At 59.2% G+C, this 19,427-nt stretch carries 18 protein-coding genes and 1 tRNA gene; 11 read left to right on the forward strand and 8 right to left on the reverse strand.

The window, feature by feature from the left end:
- The first annotated feature begins 15 nt into the window (after nucleotides 1-15).
- The 5 genes from ACYQ1P_RS13380 to meaB all read left to right on the forward strand — a co-directional run bounded on the left by ACYQ1P_RS13380 (nucleotide 16) and on the right by meaB (nucleotide 4,711).
- Nucleotides 16-1,563, forward strand: a complete 1,548-nt coding sequence (locus ACYQ1P_RS13380; protein WP_460020836.1) for a glycogen synthase — start codon at nucleotides 16-18, stop codon at nucleotides 1,561-1,563.
- Nucleotides 1,564-1,584: 21 nt separating this feature from the next.
- The gene (locus ACYQ1P_RS13385; RefSeq protein WP_460020837.1) at nucleotides 1,585-3,051 is read left to right on the forward strand and encodes a hypothetical protein; all 1,467 of its coding nucleotides are present in this window, start codon (nucleotides 1,585-1,587) and stop codon (nucleotides 3,049-3,051) included.
- Nucleotides 3,051-3,308 carry a hypothetical protein gene (locus ACYQ1P_RS13390; RefSeq protein WP_460020838.1) on the forward strand — a complete coding sequence of 86 codons (258 nt, stop codon included), beginning with the start codon at nucleotides 3,051-3,053 and terminating at the stop codon, nucleotides 3,306-3,308. The genes ACYQ1P_RS13385 and ACYQ1P_RS13390 overlap by 1 nt, the downstream gene beginning before the upstream one ends.
- Nucleotides 3,309-3,488: 180 nt before the next feature.
- On the forward strand, nucleotides 3,489-3,779 hold the full coding sequence (locus ACYQ1P_RS13395) for a hypothetical protein (protein ID WP_460020839.1): 291 nt from the start codon (nucleotides 3,489-3,491) through the stop codon (nucleotides 3,777-3,779).
- Nucleotides 3,776-4,711: a methylmalonyl Co-A mutase-associated GTPase MeaB gene (gene meaB, locus ACYQ1P_RS13400; RefSeq protein ID WP_460020840.1), complete on the forward strand. Its 936-nt coding sequence runs from the start codon at nucleotides 3,776-3,778 to the stop codon at nucleotides 4,709-4,711. Before ACYQ1P_RS13395 ends, meaB begins: the two co-directional genes overlap by 4 nt.
- Here the strand turns inward: meaB and ACYQ1P_RS13405 are convergent.
- Together ACYQ1P_RS13405 and ACYQ1P_RS13410 are read right to left on the reverse strand one after the other, a co-directional pair.
- The gene (locus tag ACYQ1P_RS13405; protein WP_460020841.1) at nucleotides 4,699-5,142 is read right to left on the reverse strand and encodes a CBS domain-containing protein; all 444 of its coding nucleotides are present in this window, start codon (nucleotides 5,140-5,142) and stop codon (nucleotides 4,699-4,701) included. The two genes, meaB and ACYQ1P_RS13405, sit on opposite strands and share 13 nt — an antisense overlap.
- A 161-nt stretch (nucleotides 5,143-5,303) precedes the next feature.
- A complete protein-coding gene (locus tag ACYQ1P_RS13410; protein ID WP_460020842.1) occupies nucleotides 5,304-5,804 on the reverse strand; it encodes a DUF302 domain-containing protein in 501 nt (166 codons plus the stop codon).
- 272 nt (nucleotides 5,805-6,076) lie between these two features.
- On the opposite strand from ACYQ1P_RS13410, the gene ACYQ1P_RS13415 reads away from it, so the two are divergent.
- From ACYQ1P_RS13415 to ACYQ1P_RS13430, 4 genes are all read left to right on the forward strand, one after another.
- Complete coding sequence (locus ACYQ1P_RS13415; protein WP_460020843.1) at nucleotides 6,077-6,862, forward strand: hemerythrin domain-containing protein; 786 nt, start codon at nucleotides 6,077-6,079, stop codon at nucleotides 6,860-6,862.
- A 37-nt stretch (nucleotides 6,863-6,899) separates the two neighbouring features.
- A tRNA-Leu gene (locus ACYQ1P_RS13420) sits at nucleotides 6,900-6,986 on the forward strand.
- A 234-nt stretch (nucleotides 6,987-7,220) separates the two neighbouring features.
- Nucleotides 7,221-8,350 (forward strand): IS3 family transposase gene (locus ACYQ1P_RS13425; protein ID WP_460018929.1). Its coding sequence is split into 2 segments (ribosomal slippage): nucleotides 7,221-7,482 and nucleotides 7,482-8,350, totalling 1,131 coding nucleotides; the frame shifts between segments, so codons are not numbered across the junction.
- A gap of 253 nt (nucleotides 8,351-8,603) precedes the next feature.
- On the forward strand, nucleotides 8,604-9,173 hold the full coding sequence (locus ACYQ1P_RS13430; RefSeq protein WP_460020844.1) for a DUF2971 domain-containing protein: 570 nt from the start codon (nucleotides 8,604-8,606) through the stop codon (nucleotides 9,171-9,173).
- Between the two features lie 122 nt (nucleotides 9,174-9,295).
- On the opposite strand, the gene ACYQ1P_RS13435 is transcribed toward ACYQ1P_RS13430, so the two are convergent.
- Entirely contained in the window at nucleotides 9,296-9,874 is a 579-nt protein-coding gene (locus tag ACYQ1P_RS13435) for an ATP-binding protein (RefSeq protein ID WP_460020845.1), read from the reverse strand.
- A gap of 12 nt (nucleotides 9,875-9,886) precedes the next feature.
- Nucleotides 9,887-11,016 (reverse strand): IS3 family transposase gene (locus ACYQ1P_RS13440; RefSeq protein WP_460018929.1). Its coding sequence is split into 2 segments (ribosomal slippage): nucleotides 9,887-10,755 and nucleotides 10,755-11,016, totalling 1,131 coding nucleotides; the frame shifts between segments, so codons are not numbered across the junction.
- Between the two features lie 185 nt (nucleotides 11,017-11,201).
- Between ACYQ1P_RS13440 and ACYQ1P_RS13445 the strand changes: the two genes are divergently transcribed.
- Nucleotides 11,202-11,567 (forward strand): hypothetical protein, encoded by a 366-nt coding sequence (locus ACYQ1P_RS13445; protein WP_460020846.1) that lies wholly within the window; start codon nucleotides 11,202-11,204, stop codon nucleotides 11,565-11,567.
- Nucleotides 11,568-11,700: 133 nt separating this feature from the next.
- Here the strand turns inward: ACYQ1P_RS13445 and ACYQ1P_RS13450 are convergent, their stop codons facing one another.
- From ACYQ1P_RS13450 to ACYQ1P_RS13465, 4 genes are read right to left on the reverse strand one after another with little or no spacing between them, the layout of a single operon-like run.
- Nucleotides 11,701-14,829, reverse strand: a complete 3,129-nt coding sequence (locus tag ACYQ1P_RS13450; RefSeq protein ID WP_460020847.1) for an efflux RND transporter permease subunit — start codon at nucleotides 14,827-14,829, stop codon at nucleotides 11,701-11,703.
- Nucleotides 14,826-16,010 carry an efflux RND transporter periplasmic adaptor subunit gene (locus tag ACYQ1P_RS13455; protein ID WP_460020848.1) on the reverse strand — a complete coding sequence of 395 codons (1,185 nt, stop codon included), beginning with the start codon at nucleotides 16,008-16,010 and terminating at the stop codon, nucleotides 14,826-14,828. The genes ACYQ1P_RS13450 and ACYQ1P_RS13455 overlap by 4 nt, the downstream gene beginning before the upstream one ends.
- The gene (locus tag ACYQ1P_RS13460; RefSeq protein WP_460020849.1) at nucleotides 15,997-17,424 is read right to left on the reverse strand and encodes an efflux transporter outer membrane subunit; all 1,428 of its coding nucleotides are present in this window, start codon (nucleotides 17,422-17,424) and stop codon (nucleotides 15,997-15,999) included. The genes ACYQ1P_RS13455 and ACYQ1P_RS13460 overlap by 14 nt, the downstream gene beginning before the upstream one ends.
- A 40-nt stretch (nucleotides 17,425-17,464) precedes the next feature.
- Nucleotides 17,465-18,178 (reverse strand): TetR family transcriptional regulator, encoded by a 714-nt coding sequence (locus tag ACYQ1P_RS13465; RefSeq protein WP_460020850.1) that lies wholly within the window; start codon nucleotides 18,176-18,178, stop codon nucleotides 17,465-17,467.
- A gap of 73 nt (nucleotides 18,179-18,251) precedes the next feature.
- On the opposite strand from ACYQ1P_RS13465, the gene ACYQ1P_RS13470 reads away from it, so the two are divergent.
- Nucleotides 18,252-19,424 carry an efflux RND transporter periplasmic adaptor subunit gene (locus ACYQ1P_RS13470; RefSeq protein ID WP_460020851.1) on the forward strand — a complete coding sequence of 391 codons (1,173 nt, stop codon included), beginning with the start codon at nucleotides 18,252-18,254 and terminating at the stop codon, nucleotides 19,422-19,424.
- Nucleotides 19,425-19,427 lie beyond the last annotated feature (3 nt).

Below are 19,427 nucleotides of genomic sequence, written 5' to 3' on the forward strand. Positions count from 1 at the left end.
CTCCAGAAAGACTCCATGACAACGACGCCTCGCAAACCCCGCCACAAGGCCGCGCCCAAGGCAAAGGCCGCGCCCCCGCCCCCAAAAGCCAGCCTGGATATCGTCATGGCGGCTTCGGAATGCGCCCCCATCGCCAAGGTCGGCGGGCTGGCCGACGTGGTTTATGGCCTGTCCGCGGCCTTGGCGGCGCAGGGCCACAACGTCGAAATCATCCTGCCCAAATACGACAACCTGGGCACCGAGCATATCGACAATCTGCGCATGGAACGGCCGGACCTCTGGGTTCCCTGGTACGAGGGTGCCGTCCATTGTTCGGTGCTGGCCGGCGAGGTGCACGGTCGAAACTGTCTGTTCATTGAGCCCCACTCGGAGGACAACTACTTCTATCGGGGCGGTTTTTACGGCTTCAGGGATGAGCCCTTCCGCTGGGCCTTCTTTTCCAAGGCGGTCCTCGAATTCCTGTTGCAGAGCGGTCGTCGCCCGGACGTGCTGCATGCGCATGACTGGCAGACCGCCCTCATTCCGGTCCTGCTCTACGAGATCTATGCCCACCACGGGTTGGAGCATCTGCGGGTCTGCCTGACCATCCACAACTTCAAGCATCAGGGCACCGAAGGCGCGGAAATCCTGCGCGCCACCGGCCTGGGTCGGCCCGAGTATTATTTCGATCCCCAGCGCATGGGCGATTTCAACCCGACCTTCCTGAACTTCCTCAAGGGCGGCATCGTCTATTCCAACTTCATCGCCACCGTATCGCCCAATCACGCCTGGGAAGTGCGTCATACAGACCAGAGTTTCGGCCTCGGCGAGGCTCTGCATATCCACCAGGGACGGTTTGGCGGCATTCTCAACGGCCTCGACTACGAGATGTGGAATCCGGCCGCCGATCCGCTGATTCACTGCCCCTACGACGCCCAGGATATTGATAGTAAGTACGGCAACAAAAAAGCCCTGCGCGACCGCTTCATGCTTCAGGACTCCTACCGCCCCATCGTCGCCTACGTGGGCCGACTGGATCAGCAAAAGGGTCTGCCGCTGATCCGTCATGCGCTGTTCCATTCGCTGGCCCATGGGGCGCAGTTCGTGCTTCTGGGATCGAGCCCCGACCCGGCCATTCAGCGGGAATTCCAGGATCTGAAAAACCACATCAACGACAATCCGGATTGTCACCTGGAACTGACCTTCAACGAAGAAGCGGCACACATGATCTATGCCGGGGCCGACATGATGGTGGTGCCCAGCGTCTTCGAGCCCTGCGGCCTGACCCAGATGATCGCCCTGCGCTACGGGACGGTGCCCATCGTGCGCGATGTGGGGGGCTTGGTGGATACGGTGTTCGACTGGGACTATTCGGAGCGCCCCCAGGATGATCGCAACGGCTATGTGTTTCATCAGGCCGACCCGCCTGGGGTGGAATCAGCCCTCAACCGCGCCATCGCCCTATGGAACCATCACCCCAAGGCGTTCCGCTGGATCATCGAAAACGGCATGAAACAGGATCTGTCCTGGACCAAACCGGCCGGACATTACATCGACGTCTATCACCACATCCGCCACAAATAACCCTTCGGAGGACTGCCCCCCATGACCCACATGCCTGAATATGTGGATGGCCTGCCCAATATCGCGGGCCAGGAAGCGACCATCGAGAAGGCCCTCGCCGACAGCCGCGACTTTGCGTTCCTGCCCAGCAGCCACATCGATTTCGGGGCCATCAAATCCTGCTGCGCCAATGCCTTGCATATGCACCAGCCGTTGATCCCGGCGGGGGGCAGCGATCTGCAAACCGCCGAGATCATCGGCAATCTGCAAGACATGATGGGACATCAGGACATCGGCGATAATCACAACGCCCCCGGATTCCAGTGGTGCTACAAACGGATCGGGGAGTTCATCCCACAGCTCGTGGGCGAGGGTCACAATCCGCGCATCATGCTGGAATATTCCGGCACCCTGTTCCATGGCCTGCGCCAGATGGGCGCCCATGACGTCCTCGATGCGCTGAAGAATATCACCGTCAACCCGGACTACGCCCGCTGCGTCGAATGGCTCGGGATGCCCTGGGGCCATGCGGTGGCCCCCTCCACTCCGGCCCAGGACTATCGGCTGCATGTGAAGGCTTGGCAGCATCATTTCGCCGCCCTGTTCGGGCTCGATGCCCTGAAGCGGTTGCGCGGTTTTTCCCCTTCGGAAATGGCCCTGCCCAATCACCCGGACGTGGCCTATGAATTCGTCAAGACCTTGCGCGATTGCGGCTATCAGTGGGTTCTGGTGCAGGAACATACCATCGAGCAACCGGCCAACGGCTGGGGACCGGAACAGAAACATCTGCCGCACCGGTTGGATTGCACCAACTCGAAGGGCGAGACGGCGAGCATCATCGCCATCGTCAAGACCCAGGGTTCCGATACCAAGCTGGTCGCCCAGATGCAGCCCTATTACGAGGCCCTGAGCCTGGAGCGCTGGGATCTGGCCGGGAAATCGGTGCCGCCGATGGTCACCCAGATTGCCGACGGCGAGAACGGCGGCGTCATGATGAACGAATTCCCCGGCAAGTTCATGGAGGTGGCGCGCGAAGCCTCGGGCTCCCGCACGCCGATGGTCAATCCGTCGGAATATCTCGAATATCTGGCCTCCATCGGGATCGGCGAGGCCGACCTGCCCGCCGCCCAGCCGGTATTCCAGAAAATGATCTGGGATCGCATGAAGCCGGGTGACGGCCCGGACAAACTGGCCAAGGTCATCGAGGCCTGCAAAAAGGAAGATCACCGCTTCCACATGGATGGTGGCTCCTGGACCAACGATTTGTCCTGGGTGCGCGGCTACGACAATGTGCTCGGCCCGATGGAGGAAGCCAGCAGCGCCTTCCACGAACGGGTGCTGGCAAAAAACAGCCCAACCAACGAAAACCGTTACCGCAAGGCGCTGTTCCACCTGATGAGCAGTCAGACCAGTTGCTATCGCTACTGGGGCCAGGGGCTGTGGACCGATTACGGGCGCGAAATCTGCCGCCGGGCCAAGGACATCGTGACCTACGACTATCCCGGCTGATGGTCCGCCAAATCAGCGGTCCCGCCTGTGCCTGCGATCCGGCCGGGCGGGCCGCCTTCACGCTGACGGAAATTGATGCCTTGGTCGCAGCGGCAAGGCAATGGGAATCCCGCGACGGACATCCGCGATATATCCGCATCGCCGAGGACCGGCGCATGGTGCAGGTGGCCGAGGATTTCCCCCCCCCATGTCAAACCCGACGCCCGCCGCGCTTTGGTCTTCGAAAAGCCACGCACTCCGGGCGGCCTGTTTCGTAAGGAGGTCGTCCGGTTTCGGGTCCTGCTCGACCCGGATATCGACCCCAGCGGTCCCACCTGGGACGGTTTCGCCGACATGATGGCGGAGATTCCTCGGGACGAATGGGGATGGGAGGTCCAATGACCTCGCCCTCCGACCACCCTTTCGCTAAAATGGGTTGAACAATCTTCGGAGCCCCCATGTCCCCTCTTCCCCTCAAACTGCTGCTGGCCGGGCGTAATGATCATGATCCGGCGTTGCGCGTCTTGGCTTCGGCGTTGCGCGACGGCGGCCTGGAGGTGGTGTATCTGGGGCGGATGCCGCCGGCGGACCAATTGGCCGATGTGGCCTTGCAGGAGGATGCCCGGGGGATCGTCCTGGTCGGGGTGACTCTCGACGAATCCCTGCCCCTGCCGGTGGCCCTGGTCGATCCGGACAGCCCGGACGGCGGCACCGAGGCCCTGCGCCGCCTGTTGGAGACATTGGCATGACCCCCAGTTGGCTGCCCGCCCTGACCACCGGAGACCGCGCCGCCCTGGCCCGCGCCATCACGGCGGTGGAAAACGAAACCGCAGACGCCCAGGCGGTGCTGGCGGCGATTCAGCCCCATTTGGGCCGGGCGCGGGTGATCGGCGTCACCGGGTCGCCGGGGGCCGGAAAGTCGACGTTGGTCTCCGCCCTGGTCGGTCGCTACCGGCAACGGGGGCGCACCGTCGGCGTGGTCGCGGTGGACCCGAGCAGCCCGCTTTCCGGAGGGGCCTTGCTCGGCGACCGGGTGCGCATGTCCGATCATGCGGGCGATCCCGGCGTCTTCGTCCGCAGCCTCGCCTCGCGCGGCCATGTGGGCGGCCTGTCCCGGACCACCGCGCGGGTGGTCGATGTAATGGATGCGGCGGGCCGGGAGATCATCATCGTCGAGACGGTCGGAGCCGGTCAGTCGGAAGTGGAAATCGCCGGATTGGCCCAGACCCGTCTGGTGGTGCTCGCCCCGGGCATGGGTGACGACATTCAGGCGGTCAAGGCGGGCATTCTGGAAATTGCCGATATCCTGGTGGTCAACAAGGCCGACCAGCCGATGGCCCAGGCCACGGCGGCGCAACTGAGCGACATGGTGGCCATGACCGGGGCCGAATGGAGCCCGCCGGTGCGGATCACCAGCGCCGTCAACGGCACTGGGGTGGCCGAACTGGTCGAAGCCATCGACGCGCACGGGGATTGGCTGACAGCCCACCCGCGCGGCCTCGACCCGCAGGCCCGCACCCGCCACCTGCTCGCCGGGCTGGCCGGTCAGCGCCTCACCGACGCCCTGCGCGACAGCCGGAACGAAACCTGGGAAGCGCTGCTGACCCGGGTCGCGCGCGGCGAAATCGACTTCGACTCCGCCGCCCGCGAGGCCCTGAGGATCATCGCTCAGGCCCCGTAGCGGTCGCCAAAGACATAGGCTTCGGTTTCCTTGATATCGTGCTCCAGCTCGTCGGTGATGGCGGCATAGAGATCACGGATCGAGACCATGCTCACCACCTGGCCGTTCTCGACCACCGGCAGGTGTCGCACGTGCCGCGTCTGCATCAGACGCAGGGCGCTATAGGCCGAGTCGTCGGGCGCCAGGGTATCGGGATTGGGGGTCATGATATCCCGCAACGGCGTGTTGCGGGCGTCCATTCCGGCGGCCAGAACCTTGCGGGTCAGGTCGCGCTCGGTGACGATGCCGACCAGCTTGCCCTCCTCGACGACCACCGAGGCGGCAACGTTGCGCGCCAACATGCATTCTGCGGCAGCCATGGCGCTGTCCGAGGGACTCAGGGCGCAGGCCGTCTGATAGGACACAATGTCCGGTATGATTTTCCTGTGCATTTTGTAAAACCTCCTAAAATGATGTCGGTATTACTGTATTATTTTTATATGGGCACTCCTCCGAACAGCAGCAAGTCTAACACAAAAAAGAGGGACCTCGCCACGCGAAGCCCCTCTCAACTGATAAAATATTTTATTTTGGCCTTTAGGGGTGTGAATACTCAGAATTCACCCTTGGCGGCGGAATTCATGATCTCGGTCAGGGTATCGCGCACCCGCACGGCGATCTCCAGGACCTCGCCTTCGAGTTTGGCGAACTGAATCATCAAGTCCAGATCAAGCATCTCCAGCCACAACCGCCCCTGCGAGTCCTCGACCAGAATGATCCGGCAGGGCATATAGGCGGCGAAGCTCATGTCCACATCGACCATTTTGCGCGCATCCTCGGGATTGCAGAACTGGTAGATATCAAGCTGCCGCGACTCCACGCCCCGACTGTTCAACTCCTTGGACAGCGGCTGGTGGCCGACGAATTTCATGTTCAATTCGGCCGCCTTGGACATCAAGGACTGCTCGATATCCTCCGGCGTCAGCCCCTCGGCGACCTGCTGCATGACCACCGTCTGCTTGATCTCGAACGAGTTCATGGCGACCAGCAGACCGCCGGCAGCCCCCACGGCCAACAGCACCAGGGCGAAAATCAGCTTCAAAAATCCGTTCATGGTTCCCTTCCCCTTTTCGTTGGGGCCGAAACAGTCCGACCCCTTTGCCTCCTGTCGAGCTCCCCTTGTAGCCCACAAATCCCACTACGGGCAATGACCTGAAGTCCATCACTATATCTATTAATTCCAATAAGCATTTTTTTTCAGGACAACGCGCGGCTTTTTTCATATAGTCCATGCCCATGAGGGGAAGCACAGGGGGAGTAATTCCACCCTAGCGTGGGCCATCAAGAGTATGGAATTGTGCCCTTGTAGCCTGGAGACTTGTCGCCGTGAGTATCAGTCAGACTTTTCCGCAAAGCGGCAATGCGATCATCGACCGTCACCATGCGGAACTCTCTCGCTTGGTCAGCAGGTTGTCCCATGCCTGGATCATGGATCAGGACATGGACACCTTCAAAACAGCAATAAATCTGTTTATCAGTCAGTTACAGGATCATTTTGAGACTGAAATCAGCATCATTCGTTCGGCTGGTTTCGCCGGATGGGAACGCCACGAAAGCGACCATAATTTCATCATCCGCCAAATGACCAAGCTGGCCGATACGCCCGGTGAAGACTTCATGTATCAATTCATTGACGAAGCGGAACGGACTGTTTTCGAGCATGAACTGCTCGGCGATCAGGAATATTGGGCGGTTCTGGACCAGAGTCCGGTGGATGTGTTGATTTCCTGGGACGATTCCCTGCTGGTCCATGACGAGGCGATCGACAAACATCATCTGGCCCTGGTCAATCTGCTGAACCGACTTTATAACAGCCTTTCCGACAACATGGACCAGACGGTATTTCTCGACGGCTTCATGCAGATCTACGGCTTCACCAAAATTCATTTCGAGCATGAGGAAAACCAACTCGGCAAGGTGAGCCCGGCCATCGCCCAGGCTCACATCCGCGACCACGCCCGGTTATTGGCCGAATTGCGCCGCACCATCGAACGCTTCCGCAAGGAACCCAGCATGGAAGACGCGCGCGTTTTGATGCGCGATTTCGTGCGCTTCTGGCTCACCGATCACATCATCGTCTACGACAAGCCGTTTTTTGATCAACAGGGGTGACCCCCTCGCTTCGCCCGCTTATCATGCCAAACGATTCGCGGACGTGGTGAAATCGGTAGACACAAGAGACTTAAAATCTCTCGACCTTTGGGTCATGCGGGTTCAAGTCCCGCCGTCCGCACCATTCTTAAAGGCATGGTCAGTGTCAATTTCGAGCCAAGCCCCTCTCGCGGGAAGGTGTAGAGACTTGACGGGCAGCACCTAATGCGCGATGCTATGGTGAAGAGAAAGTCCAGACCACAAACGCCGAAAGGTGGCAACGAAAGTTGTAGTTAGAGGTGGCCTGGGAAATTCAGACAGGGGGTTAAGTGGATTTTCTGCCTGAGAGCGGCGATGATGCCGTTGATCGGGAGGAACCATGACGAAGCGTACACGGCGGAACCACACAGCGGCTTTCAAGGCGAAGGTGGCTTTGGCGGCGATCAAGGGAGACAAGACGCTGGCCGAGTTGGCGCAGCAGTTTGATGTGCATCCGAACCAGATCACGACCTGGCGAGGGCAATTGCTGGAGGGGGCATCGGGGGTTTTCGGCGCGAGCCGATCCCAGGCGACGGTGCCGGTTGATCTGAAGGAGTTGCATGCCAAGATCGGCCAATTGACGTTGGAGAATGATTTTTTGGCCGGTGCGCTCGACAAGGCCGGCATGTTGAGCGTAAAGCGATGATCGACCGTGACCATGCCCTGCCGCTGAAACGGCAGGCGGAGGTGCTGCGGCTTAGTCGCGCCAGCCTCTATTACCAGCCCCGACCGGTGTCTGCCGCCGATCTGGCCATCATGCGTCGGATCGACGCATTGCACCTGGACTTTCCGTTCGCAGGCAGCCGGATGCTGCGCGATTTCCTGCGCAACGAGGGCGTTGAGATCGGCCGCGATCATGTCATCACGCTGATGCGGCGCATGGGGATCGAGGCCTTGTACCGGCGACCAAACACGTCAAAACCAGCAGCGGGACACAAGATCTATCCGTACCTGCTGCGCGGCCTACCCATCCTGCGTCCCAATCAGGTATGGGCGATGGACATTACCTACATCCCCATGGCGCGGGGGTTCGTCTATCTCTGTGTGGTGCTCGACTGGTGCAGCCGCCGGGTTCTGTCTTGGCGGGTGTCGATCACCATGACCGTGGATTTCTGTCTGGAAGCGGTCGAAGACGCGCTGGCCAAGTATGGCAAGCCGGAGATCTTCAACACCGACCAAGGCAGCCAGTTCACCAGTGCCCCATTCACCGGCCTGCTGCTGGACAACGGCATCGCCCTCAGCATGGATGGCAAAGGAGCTTGGCGGGATAACGTCTTTGTCGAACGGCTGTGGCGCTCGGTGAAGTACGAGGAGGTCTATCTTCGGGCCTACGACAGCGTTGGCGAGGCGCGGACCTCGCTCGGCCGCTATTTTGACTTCTACAATGGCAAGAGGCCACATTCGAGCCTCGGTCGGGTGCCGCCGGATAGGATCTACTTTGACAACCAGCCCCAGGCGGTGGCAGCATGACGTTCACTGCCGATGCGGGGCCCCACTCCAGTCGGGCTACGCCCTCCCTGCGTGAGGCCCCGCATCGGCGATACAACACGGCAACCGGCAGAGGCTCCACTTATCCAACGCCAAAAACTGTCTGAACAATCCCGGCCAGCTCTGTTGGTAAGAAAATCTGCCGACCTATTGGTCTTGCCGGTTCAAGTCCGGCTGCCCGCACCATTATTTGTATGGTTTTAAAATGCTTAGGGGATTACAAAGGGGGAAGGTCTTGGATATACCTCATTCATTTGGGGTAAATATGTATTTATCTGATAAGTTCTCTAAAGATATATACCCTTATTGGCCAAAAAATTTATACCATTATACTAGTGCTGTAGGTCTAACTGGTATTATTCAGTCCGGACAGCTATGGGCAACGCACATTAAATTTCTAAATGATTATTCAGAATTTGTTTATGGTGTTGATATTTGCCGAAACGTATATGAAAAGTATTTACAAAAAACAGATAATGAAGATATTAGGTGTGCCCTTGAATCTGTTATGAGATATATTGAGGGTATCCATCTATTAGAGGGATATGTTTGTTGCTTTTGTGAAGAAGCCGATTTGTTGAGCCAATGGCGAGGGTATGGAAACAAAGGGGCCGGGTATTCTATTGAATTTGACTATAAAAACTTAGTAAGGAATTTGACGCAAACGGCAATTATGCAAAGAATGATATATGATAAAAATTTACAATTTAAAATAATTAGGGAGATATTTGATATTGTGCGCGACAGTATGATCTTGTCCATAAAGAAGGGAGGTGGTCATGCTCATACATGCGCATTCCGATGAAACCGGCCACTGATTCCGACGGAAAGCGGCCACCCATTCCGATCCAAAACGGCCACTTTATCCTGGGCTCGTTTTTGGCGGCGTGATCGACGCCGTTGGGTAATTTGTTGATGTCATTTTCCTTAGGTCTGGTCAATGGTTTTGGCGGCCATGGTCTTTCGCATTGAGGGTCCGTCGAGATCGAGCCTGTGGGCGTTGTGGACGATACGATCGAGGATGGCGTCGGCGAAGGTGGGCTCGCCGATGACGTCGTGCCACTTATCGACGGGCAGTTGGCTGGTGATCAGGATCGAGGCGTTTTGGTAACGCTCTTCGACGATTTCCATAAGATCGCGGCGCTGATCAGCGTTGAGTTTTTCCGGGCCCCAATCGTCGAGGATCAGCACGTTTGGTTTTGTCAGGGCGCGAAACAAACGCGGGTAACGGCCATCGGCGCGACCCATTTCCAATTCGGAGAACATTCGGGGCAGGCGTTTGTAGAGGACGGAATAATCATCTCTGCAAGCTTTTTGACCCAAGGCGCAAGCGAGCCATGATTTGCCGATACCGCATGGACCCGTAATGATCAGGAGAGCTGGCCGGGATTGTTCAGACAGTTTTTGGCGTTGGATAAGTGGAGCCTCTGCCGGTTGCCGTGTTGTATCGCCGATGCGGGGCCTCACGCAGGGAGGGCGTAGCCCGACTGGAGTGGGGCCCCGCATCGGCAGTGAACGTCATGCTGCCACCGCCTGGGGCTGGTTGTCAAAGTAGATCCTATCCGGCGGCACCCGACCGAGGCTCGAATGTGGCCTCTTGCCATTGTAGAAGTCAAAATAGCGGCCGAGCGAGGTCCGCGCCTCGCCAACGCTGTCGTAGGCCCGAAGATAGACCTCCTCGTACTTCACCGAGCGCCACAGCCGTTCGACAAAGACGTTATCCCGCCAAGCTCCTTTGCCATCCATGCTGAGGGCGATGCCGTTGTCCAGCAGCAGGCCGGTGAATGGGGCACTGGTGAACTGGCTGCCTTGGTCGGTGTTGAAGATCTCCGGCTTGCCATACTTGGCCAGCGCGTCTTCGACCGCTTCCAGACAGAAATCCACGGTCATGGTGATCGACACCCGCCAAGACAGAACCCGGCGGCTGCACCAGTCGAGCACCACACAGAGATAGACGAACCCCCGCGCCATGGGGATGTAGGTAATGTCCATCGCCCATACCTGATTGGGACGCAGGATGGGTAGGCCGCGCAGCAGGTACGGATAGATCTTGTGTCCCGCTGCTGGTTTTGACGTGTTTGGTCGCCGGTACAAGGCCTCGATCCCCATGCGCCGCATCAGCGTGATGACATGATCGCGGCCGATCTCAACGCCCTCGTTGCGCAGGAAATCGCGCAGCATCCGGCTGCCTGCGAACGGAAAGTCCAGGTGCAATGCGTCGATCCGACGCATGATGGCCAGATCGGCGGCAGACACCGGTCGGGGCTGGTAATAGAGGCTGGCGCGACTAAGCCGCAGCACCTCCGCCTGCCGTTTCAGCGGCAGGGCATGGTCACGGTCGATCATCGCTTTACGCTCAACATGCCGGCCTTGTCGAGCGCACCGGCCAAAAAATCATTCTCCAACGTCAATTGGCCGATCTTGGCATGCAACTCCTTCAGATCAACCGGCACCGTCGCCTGGGATCGGCTCGCGCCGAAAACCCCCGATGCCCCCTCCAGCAATTGCCCTCGCCAGGTCGTGATCTGGTTCGGATGCACATCAAACTGCTGCGCCAACTCGGCCAGCGTCTTGTCTCCCTTGATCGCCGCCAAAGCCACCTTCGCCTTGAAAGCCGCTGTGTGGTTCCGCCGTGTACGCTTCGTCATGGTTCCTCCCGATCAACGGCATCATCGCCGCTCTCAGGCAGAAAATCCACTTAACCCCCTGTCTGAATTTCCCAGGCCACCTCTGTGGCCGGATTAAATCGGAATCAGTGGCCGCTTTGGATCGGAATCAGTGGCCGCTTTGCGTCGGAATGCGCACTCATACACAAGCACGTAGGATGTCAGATATGATAGGTGGTTCTTTTCATTATTGGATTTCTCAGTTTAAACATCCATCTTATTCCGAAGAAAAGGAGTGGAGGCTGGTATATCATAGATATTCCAATGAGAAGGAGCAGGCTAAGAATCCTGGTGTTTGGCCAGATGGCGATTTAATATTTAGGTGCTCTGGGAATAATATTGTACCATATTTGACAATTCCGTTTGGTGAAAAAAGAAATATGCGAAAATATATTTATCCGATAAAAAAAGTGATAATTGGATCTACGCATGAGCAAGAAATTTGTGAGGAAGGCTTAAGGAGGTTTCTTGTAAGCAATAGAAAGAAATCTGTAAAAATTCAAAGGTCAAGCATACCTCTTAGGGATATGTGATGTCACATGCTATATTTATCTGACACACTTTTTGACACACAATTCGTGGCATGGATATTTTTCCTTTAAAAATCAATTAGTTGCAATTTCGCACTATTTCCTTAAAATCTCTCGACCTTTGGGTCATGCGGGTTCAAGTCCCGCCGTCCGCACCAATTTCCGGGGCTTGATCGGTCGCCGGGTCTTCCAGCAAATCCCGAATATCCTCGACGATGGCGAACAGGCTGGGCACGAAGACCAGAATGATCGCCGTGGCGAACAGAATCCCGAAGCCCAGGGAGACCGCCATAGGCACCATGAAGCGGGCCTGACGGGAGGTTTCGAAGATCATCGGGGCGAGGCCGCCGAAGGTGGTCAGGGTGGTGAGCAATATCGGTCGGAACCGTCGCATCCCGGCCTGGATGATCGCTTCCCGGTGATCCAGTCCCTTGGTCATCTGGTGGTTGGCATAGTCGATCATCACCAGGGAATCGTTGATCACCACCCCGGACAGGGCAATCACCCCCATGATCGACACCACGCTGAGACTGTAGCCCATGATCAAATGCCCGAGGATCGCCCCGACGATGCCCAGCGGCAAGGCACTCATGACGATCAGCGGCTGCACGTAACTGCGGAACGGAATGGCCAGCAGCACATAGATGGCGATCAGCGCGAAGACGAAGCTGGCCTTCAGGCTGTCGACGCTTTCCGCCATGCTCGCCGCGCGGCCCTGGAAGCTGCTGCTCAGGCCCGGATAATCCCGACGCAGGGCGGGCAGAATATCCTCTTTCAAGGTGGTCTTGATCTTCTGGTTGGCATCCAACGGCGTCACGTCGGCGCTGACCTGGAGCGCCCGGCGGCCATCCCGGCGGCTGATGCTGGTATAGGCCCGGCCCCAGGAGACCTGGGCCACCTCCCGCAGCGGCACGTCGGTTCCGGCCGGGGTGCGCACCAGGAAATCCTCGATATCCTGTTCGGCGATGCGTTCGGATCGCGGCAGGCGCACCAGCACGGTGACCTCGTCGTCGCCCCGCTGCTGGGTCAGGGCCTCGACCCCGACAAAGGCGGCACGGATCTGCCGGGCCACGTCGTAATCGGTCAGTCCGAGGCTGACCCCTTCGCTCTTCAGGGCAAAAGAGATTTGCCGCTTGCCCGAGGCCGAGCCGTCATCGACGTCGGAAATTTCCGGGAAATCCTCCAACGCCCGGGCCAAATCGGCAGCGGCGCGATCAAGAACGCCGACGTCCGAATGGCTGAGTTCCACGGTCACCCCGGCCCCACTCCCCGGCCCACCCCGGTCGGCTTGGAACTTAATGAACTCAAGCCCTGGGATTTGCCCCGTCTCCTGGCGCCACAGTTTGGTGGCCTCGGTGGTGCTGATCGGGCGCAAGTCCGGGTCGGTCAGATAGACCCGCACCCACAGTTCGTTGCCGTCGATGCGCGAGAAGGTGCCCTCGACCAGATCCTTACCCCCATGGGCGGCGCTCATGCGTTCTGCCGCCGTCAACAGGCGATCCCGCACGGCGACCACCTTTTCCAGCGGACTGCCCACCGGCAGGGAGGCCGAGACATAGGCGTAATCGGCCTCGACCCGGGGCATCAGGATGAACCCCATGCGACCGCTCAGGGCATAGGTGAGCACCAGAAACAGCAGCGAGAGTCCCGCCGCGACGGTGATGTAGCGATGGGCGACGCAAAGCCGCAACAGCGGTTGATAGACGGTGCGCACGTAGAGAGTCAGCAGGCCCGCCACCTTTTCCTGCTGGCGCACCAGGAAGCGGCTGACCGCATTGCCGTCGGCGCGTTTGGAATAGGCCAAATGGGTCGGCAGGATAAACAGCGCCTCGAACCAGGAAACCAAAAAGGTGGTGATGACGACCACCGGAATGATGCCGAAAATATTACCCATGGTGCCGGGAATGAAATACAGCGGAATGAAGGCGACCACATTGGTCAGAATGGCGAAGCTGATCGGGACGGTGATGTCCTGCGCCCCAAGAATGGCCGCCTTGATGAAGCTCATGCCCCGCTGCCGGTATTCATAGATGTTTTCCCCGGCGATGATCGCATCATCGACCACAATCCCCAGGGCGATGATGAAGGCGAACATGGATATCATGTTGATCGAGGCATCCAGCCCCGGCAGCAGCAGGAAACTGCCGAGAAAGGCCGTCGGAATGCCCATGGTGACCCAGAAGGCCAGCTTGAAATCCAGAAACACGCCGAGCAGCACCAGCACCAGCCCCAGCCCCACCAACCCGTTGCGCAGCAACAGGTGTAGACGCTGCTTATAGATATCGGAGCGGTCGAGCCGGATATCATAGGCTACCCCGGGCGGCAGTTCGGCCGCGATATCGACCATTGCCTCCTTGACCGCATCGGAAACGCTGATCGGTGTCTGATCGCCGACCCGATAGATATCAAGGCCGATGGCCGGTTTGCCGTTGTAGACCGCGAAACTGTTGGAATCCTCCAGGGAATCCCGGACCGTAGCCAAATCACCCAAGCGCACCACCGCCCCATCGGGCGTCGAAATAATCGGCAGTTCAGCGAACTCTCTGGCCCAGTCCCGACGGTTCTGGACCCGTAGTAGAATATCCCCAGCCCGGGATTCGATAGTCCCGCCCGGCACCTCGACGGCGGTATCGCCGATGCGGTCGGCCACCTGGGCGATGGTCAGGCCATAGGCGCGCAGCTTGGCCTGTGGGATTTCGACCTGAACTTCGTGGTCGCGCGCCCCTTCAAAGTCGATCTGGCTGATGCCTTCTTGTTGCAGCAGTCGGTCACGCACCGTGCCTGCGATGTCGCGTAGAATCCGCTCGGCCACCTCTCCATACAGCACCAGGTTCAACACTTCCCGACGCCGAGAGAGCAGGCCCACCACTGGGTCCTTGCTGTCCTCGGGAAAGGTGGTGATGCGGTTGATTTCCTGCTCCACATCGTCGAGCACGGTTTTGGGATCGCTGCTTTCCAGCAGATCGAGGCTCACCGACGCCGATCCTTCGCTGGCCGTAGAATTGACTTCCTTGATGCCTTCGACACCGCGCACTGCGGACTCGATCAGCAGCACGATGCCCTTTTCCACCTCCTCCGGGCTGGCGTTGGGATAGGCGACGGAAATGCGGATCGTGTCGATGTCGAATTCAGGAAATACTTCCTTCTTGATGTGGCTAGCCATCAACACGCCGCCAATGAGCATGACCAGCATTACAAGATTGGGCGTCACATGATTGTGCACCATCCAGGCGATGGGACCCGAATCCCGTAACGGATGGCTCATGATGGATCACCCCGGAGACGCAACGGCATTCCGGCCACTGGCGAGGCCAGATCGGTCGACACGATCCGCGCTTCGGCATCCAAAGGCGTCTTGAGCATCACCCAGTCCCGCTGCTTGTAAAGCAACTCCACCGGCAGGATCTGCAACTTGTTGTCGCCGTCCATCAGCCACAGGGTATTGTCATCGCGCAGCAGATGGCGCGGCAGGACGGCTCCCGGGCCGATTTCCACCCCCTGGATTTCGGCCCGCACGTAGGACCCTATGAGCAGCACCGGCTGTCCGGCGTTTTCCGGTTTCAGTGACAGCGGGTCCTCCACCGCCACCAGCAGTTTGGCCATGCGCCCCTGTTCTTCCAGGCCGCTTTGCATCCCGATCACCCGACCGGTCCGGTAGGCACCCGCCCCCCAGGCCGCCTCGTCGAAAATACGGACCTCGGACCCCAGGTCTTCGCCCCGGCGCGGAATATGCAGCCACTTCAGGCGGTCGGTGGGCACCGGCACCTCGACCCAATAACGGTCAGTGCCGATCAACGTGGCGAGCTTGGTGGTAGGGGTAACCTGAGCCCCCAAGTTCACATCGCGGGTTTCGACCACCGCGTCGAAGGGGGCCGTGACGGTGGCCCGGGACAGTTCCAGACGGGCCTGTTTGAGGCTGGATTCCGCCGTTCGCAGAGCTGCTTCCACCTTGCTCAATTGCGGCGCACGCAGCACCAGGCCGCTTTCATTCTTGCCTATGTTCTTGCCGAGCAGCTTGAATTCGCTGCGGGCGATGGCCTGTTGCCCCAGTTCGATGCTGTGGTTGGCCTGCGCCTCGGCCAGGGCGGCCTGGCGCTGTTGCACCACCAGGGCATAATCGGTGTCATCTATGCGCAGGATCTCTTCGCCGACCGTGAACAGACCGCCGGGCAGGAATTCCGGGCTGATCCCGATCACCGGACCTGAAATCCGGGGTTGCAGGGTAATCGTGCGCGCCGCCCGAACCGTCCCCGTGGCCTCGACCACCGCCCGCCGTGTCGTCACCTCCACCGGCAGGACCTCGACCAGACGGGCCATCCGTTGCGGCGGCTTGCGCTCGGCCTTGGGAGACGTTTGCATCATTTGCAGGCCGACCAGGCCCGCCCCGACCAGAATGACCAGCGGCAGGACCAGCCGTAAAAGTGCAATGAGTCTATGTCGCGTCATGGGGCTCGCTTTCCAGGGCCCAGCCGCCAGCCAGGGCCTGACAGAGGTCTATCCGATAACTCAACAACTGACGTTTGGCCGTCAGATAGGTGCGCTCCAGCTTCTGATGGGTCAATAGCGCATCGAGCACACTGATGTAATTGACCAGACCGCCGGTGTAACGGTCCTGAATGCGCTCAATCACTTCGCTGGACAAGGCCAGTTGACGTTCCAGACTCTCCAAATAGAGGCGCTGTTGACGTTCCTGAGACAGGGCGTTTTCCACCTCCTCAAGGGCCTCGATGATGGTTTGACCATAGGTTGCTAGGTCTTCGGCGACCACCGCTTCGGTACGCGCCACCTCGGCGGCCCGCGCCCCGCCGTCGAACAGCGGCGCCGCCAGATTGGCGGCCAACGAAGCCAGCCAGTTATGGAACAGATCCCGGGTATTTTCCGCCGAGGAACTCAGCCCGGCACTGAGACTCAGTTTGGGAAAGCGGTCGGCGATGGCGGCGGCGACCCGGCGGTCGGCGGCCTGCACATCGGCCAGTGCCTTGAGGATATCCGGGCGGCGGTTGATCAATTGGGCAGGCACCCCGGTTTCAGGCAACGGCGGCAACGGCGTTAGATCGACCACCCGGGGAATGTCCGGTACCCCCGGGGCCTGTCCCAATAAAACCGCCAGAGCATTGCGCGAGACCGTCACATCAGCTTCGGCACGGGCCAGATCCCCCAGAACCGCTTCGATGACCTGGCGCTGTTGCAGCACGTCGGAAGCCGACCCTTGGCCTTGGCGGAATCGTAATTCGGTCAATTCGAGCACCTGCCGGTCCACAGCAAGTTGCCGAGTCAAAAGATCAAGCTGACCATATTGCTCGACCAGTTCGTACCAAGTGGACGCCACCTCAGCGGACAGGGTAATGGCGGCGGCGCGCAGATCCAACGCGCTGGCCGTCGCATCAAGGGACGCCGCATCGGTGGTCGCCGCCACCCGGCCCCATAGATCAATTTCATAGCTGCTCGACAATCCGAGATCGAAATCGGGCGTGCGGTCAATAACCCAGGGCTTGTTGACCGTGGCCGCCGTGCGTTTGCGTTGCAAGGCACCGGAGGCCCCCGCACTTCCATCCAGGGTTGGCACCAAGTCCGCGCCCTGCTTGCGGGCCGTGGCGCGGGATTGTTGCAGGCGCGCCCAAGTGGCGGCCAAACTCCGATTGTCCTTCAACGCCGATTCGATAAACCCTTCGAGCACCGGGTCGTCGAAGGCCGTCCACCAGCGTTCGGGCAAGGGGGCCTGACCCGAGTCTGAAAAAGCCTCCGGGAGCGTCACCGGTGGCGCGAACATCCGCGCCGCATCGGCACAGCCACCCAACAGAGACGCCAGGACGGCAACCGCGATCCAGCGACCGGAACGTGACATTTCATTGGAACGCATTTGACCCAGAACACAATTCCTTACACCCGGAAGAGCCGTATCATAGGCCGATTCCAGTTCCAGCGGCAGATGGATTTCGTGAACAGTCCGTGCCCGTCGCCGGCGAATGATGCAGCCCCTGAAAGAACTGCCGCATCAATTGAGTGGCTTGGTTCTCAAGATCCAGCATGTCCGGCACGCGCAGATACTCGCGGACGATCCCCGTCAGATAGCACCACAGACCTATACACATGCTCTGAGGGGCGAATTCGGGGTGTACATGCCCCTTTTTCCGCGCCCGCTCGAAATATTGGACAAACAATTGGCGGCTTTTTGCCTTTTGCTGCTCCTGTTTCTCCAGAACCTGTTCCATTTCACCGGAATAATCGCATTTCAACATGAAGATTGACAACAAACGCTGTTTTCTGTCGTTTTGCGATAAATCCAGCAGCATGCGGACACATAACGATTCCAATTGCGTGATGGGGTCCGGATGGTCGGTTTCCAAATCATGCAGGATGACGTCCATGAAATCCTGATGCAGCGTGTCATGCAAGGCCTCGAACAAAGCCACCTTGTTCTTGAAGTGCCAGTAAACGGCCCCCCGCGTCACCCCGGCCTGCTCGGCGATCTCTTCCAACCCGGCCTTGGCAACACCTTTGACAAAAAACACATGGGATGCGGCATCCAATATGGCATCTCGCGTCTCAAGGGCTTCCTGTTTGGTTCGTCGTACCATTACTGCACTTTCTCCAAATTCACCCGGCCTGCGCAAAGACGGTCTTGACATTTACATACATACACGTATGTTTGTCAACCATTCAGCTTACTTCAGGATGACGGCGGCCATGGCGCAAACAAACGGACCCGTAAAACAACTCCTCACGGGGGTTGTTCTCATCGGCTTGACGGGATTGGCCTATTGGGCCTATGGCACCTATTTTGGTACCGACAGCACGCCACCAGTCGCCCCGCCCTCCGTCACGGAAGTGGCAGCGATGACCGTGACCCGGCAGACTCTGTCTCTCGACAAGGAATTGCCAAGCCGGACCCGCGCCTTCAAGGTGGCGCAAATCCGTCCGCAGGTCAGCGGGATTGTCACCGAACGGCTGTTCGAGGAAGGCGGGACGGTCCAGGAGGGCCAGCATCTGTATCAGATTGACCCGGCCCCCTATAAGGCCGTCTTCGACAGCGCCATGGCCAACCTCAACCGAACCCGCACCAATGTCAAATTGGCCCAGACGAAAGCTGACCGCTTCACCAAGTTGCTGAAAACCAATGCGGTGAGCCAGCAAGCCTATGAAGACGTGATTGCTGCCTTGGAAGTGGCGCGGGCCGATCGGGCGGTGGCCGAAGCCAGCGTGGCGGCGGCGCAGGTCGATTTGAATTACACCAAGGTTTCCGCTCCCATTTCGGGACGCATCGGTAGATCCTCCGTCACCCCGGGCGCCCTGGTCACCACCAATCAGGCCGACGCCATGGCCACCATCACCCAACTCGATCCCATGTACGTGGATCTGTCCATGCCCAGCCGCGACCTGTTGAGTCTGCGCCCCCTCCTCGATTCCGAACAGAAAATCACCGTCAGTCTGTATGACGAAGACGGCAATCCGCTCTCCGCGCCTCAAGGAGAGTTGCAGTTTTCGGAAGTCACCGTCGATCAGACCACCGGTGCCGTCTTGCTGCGGGCGCTGTTCCCCAACCCGGATCAATCCCTTCTCCCCGGCATGTTTGTCCGCGCCAGACTGCACCTCCCCCCTAAGGAGGCCCTGCGGGTCCCCCAATCGGCGGCGGTGCGCGGAGCCAATGGCAAGCTGTCCGTCTGGGTGATCGACGCCGAGGGCAAGGCCCAATCGACACCCATCATCGCCCAGGAGGCACAGGATCATCACTGGCTGGTGGAAAGCGGCTTGCAGAGCGGGGCCGTCATCGTCACCCAGGGGTTCCAGAAGATCCGCCCCGGTGCCGCCGTCAAGCCGGTTTTCGAAGCCACTGCCCCACAACCCGGCAAGGCGGAGTAACCG

It is taken from the genome of Magnetospira thiophila, from assembly GCF_054657015.1.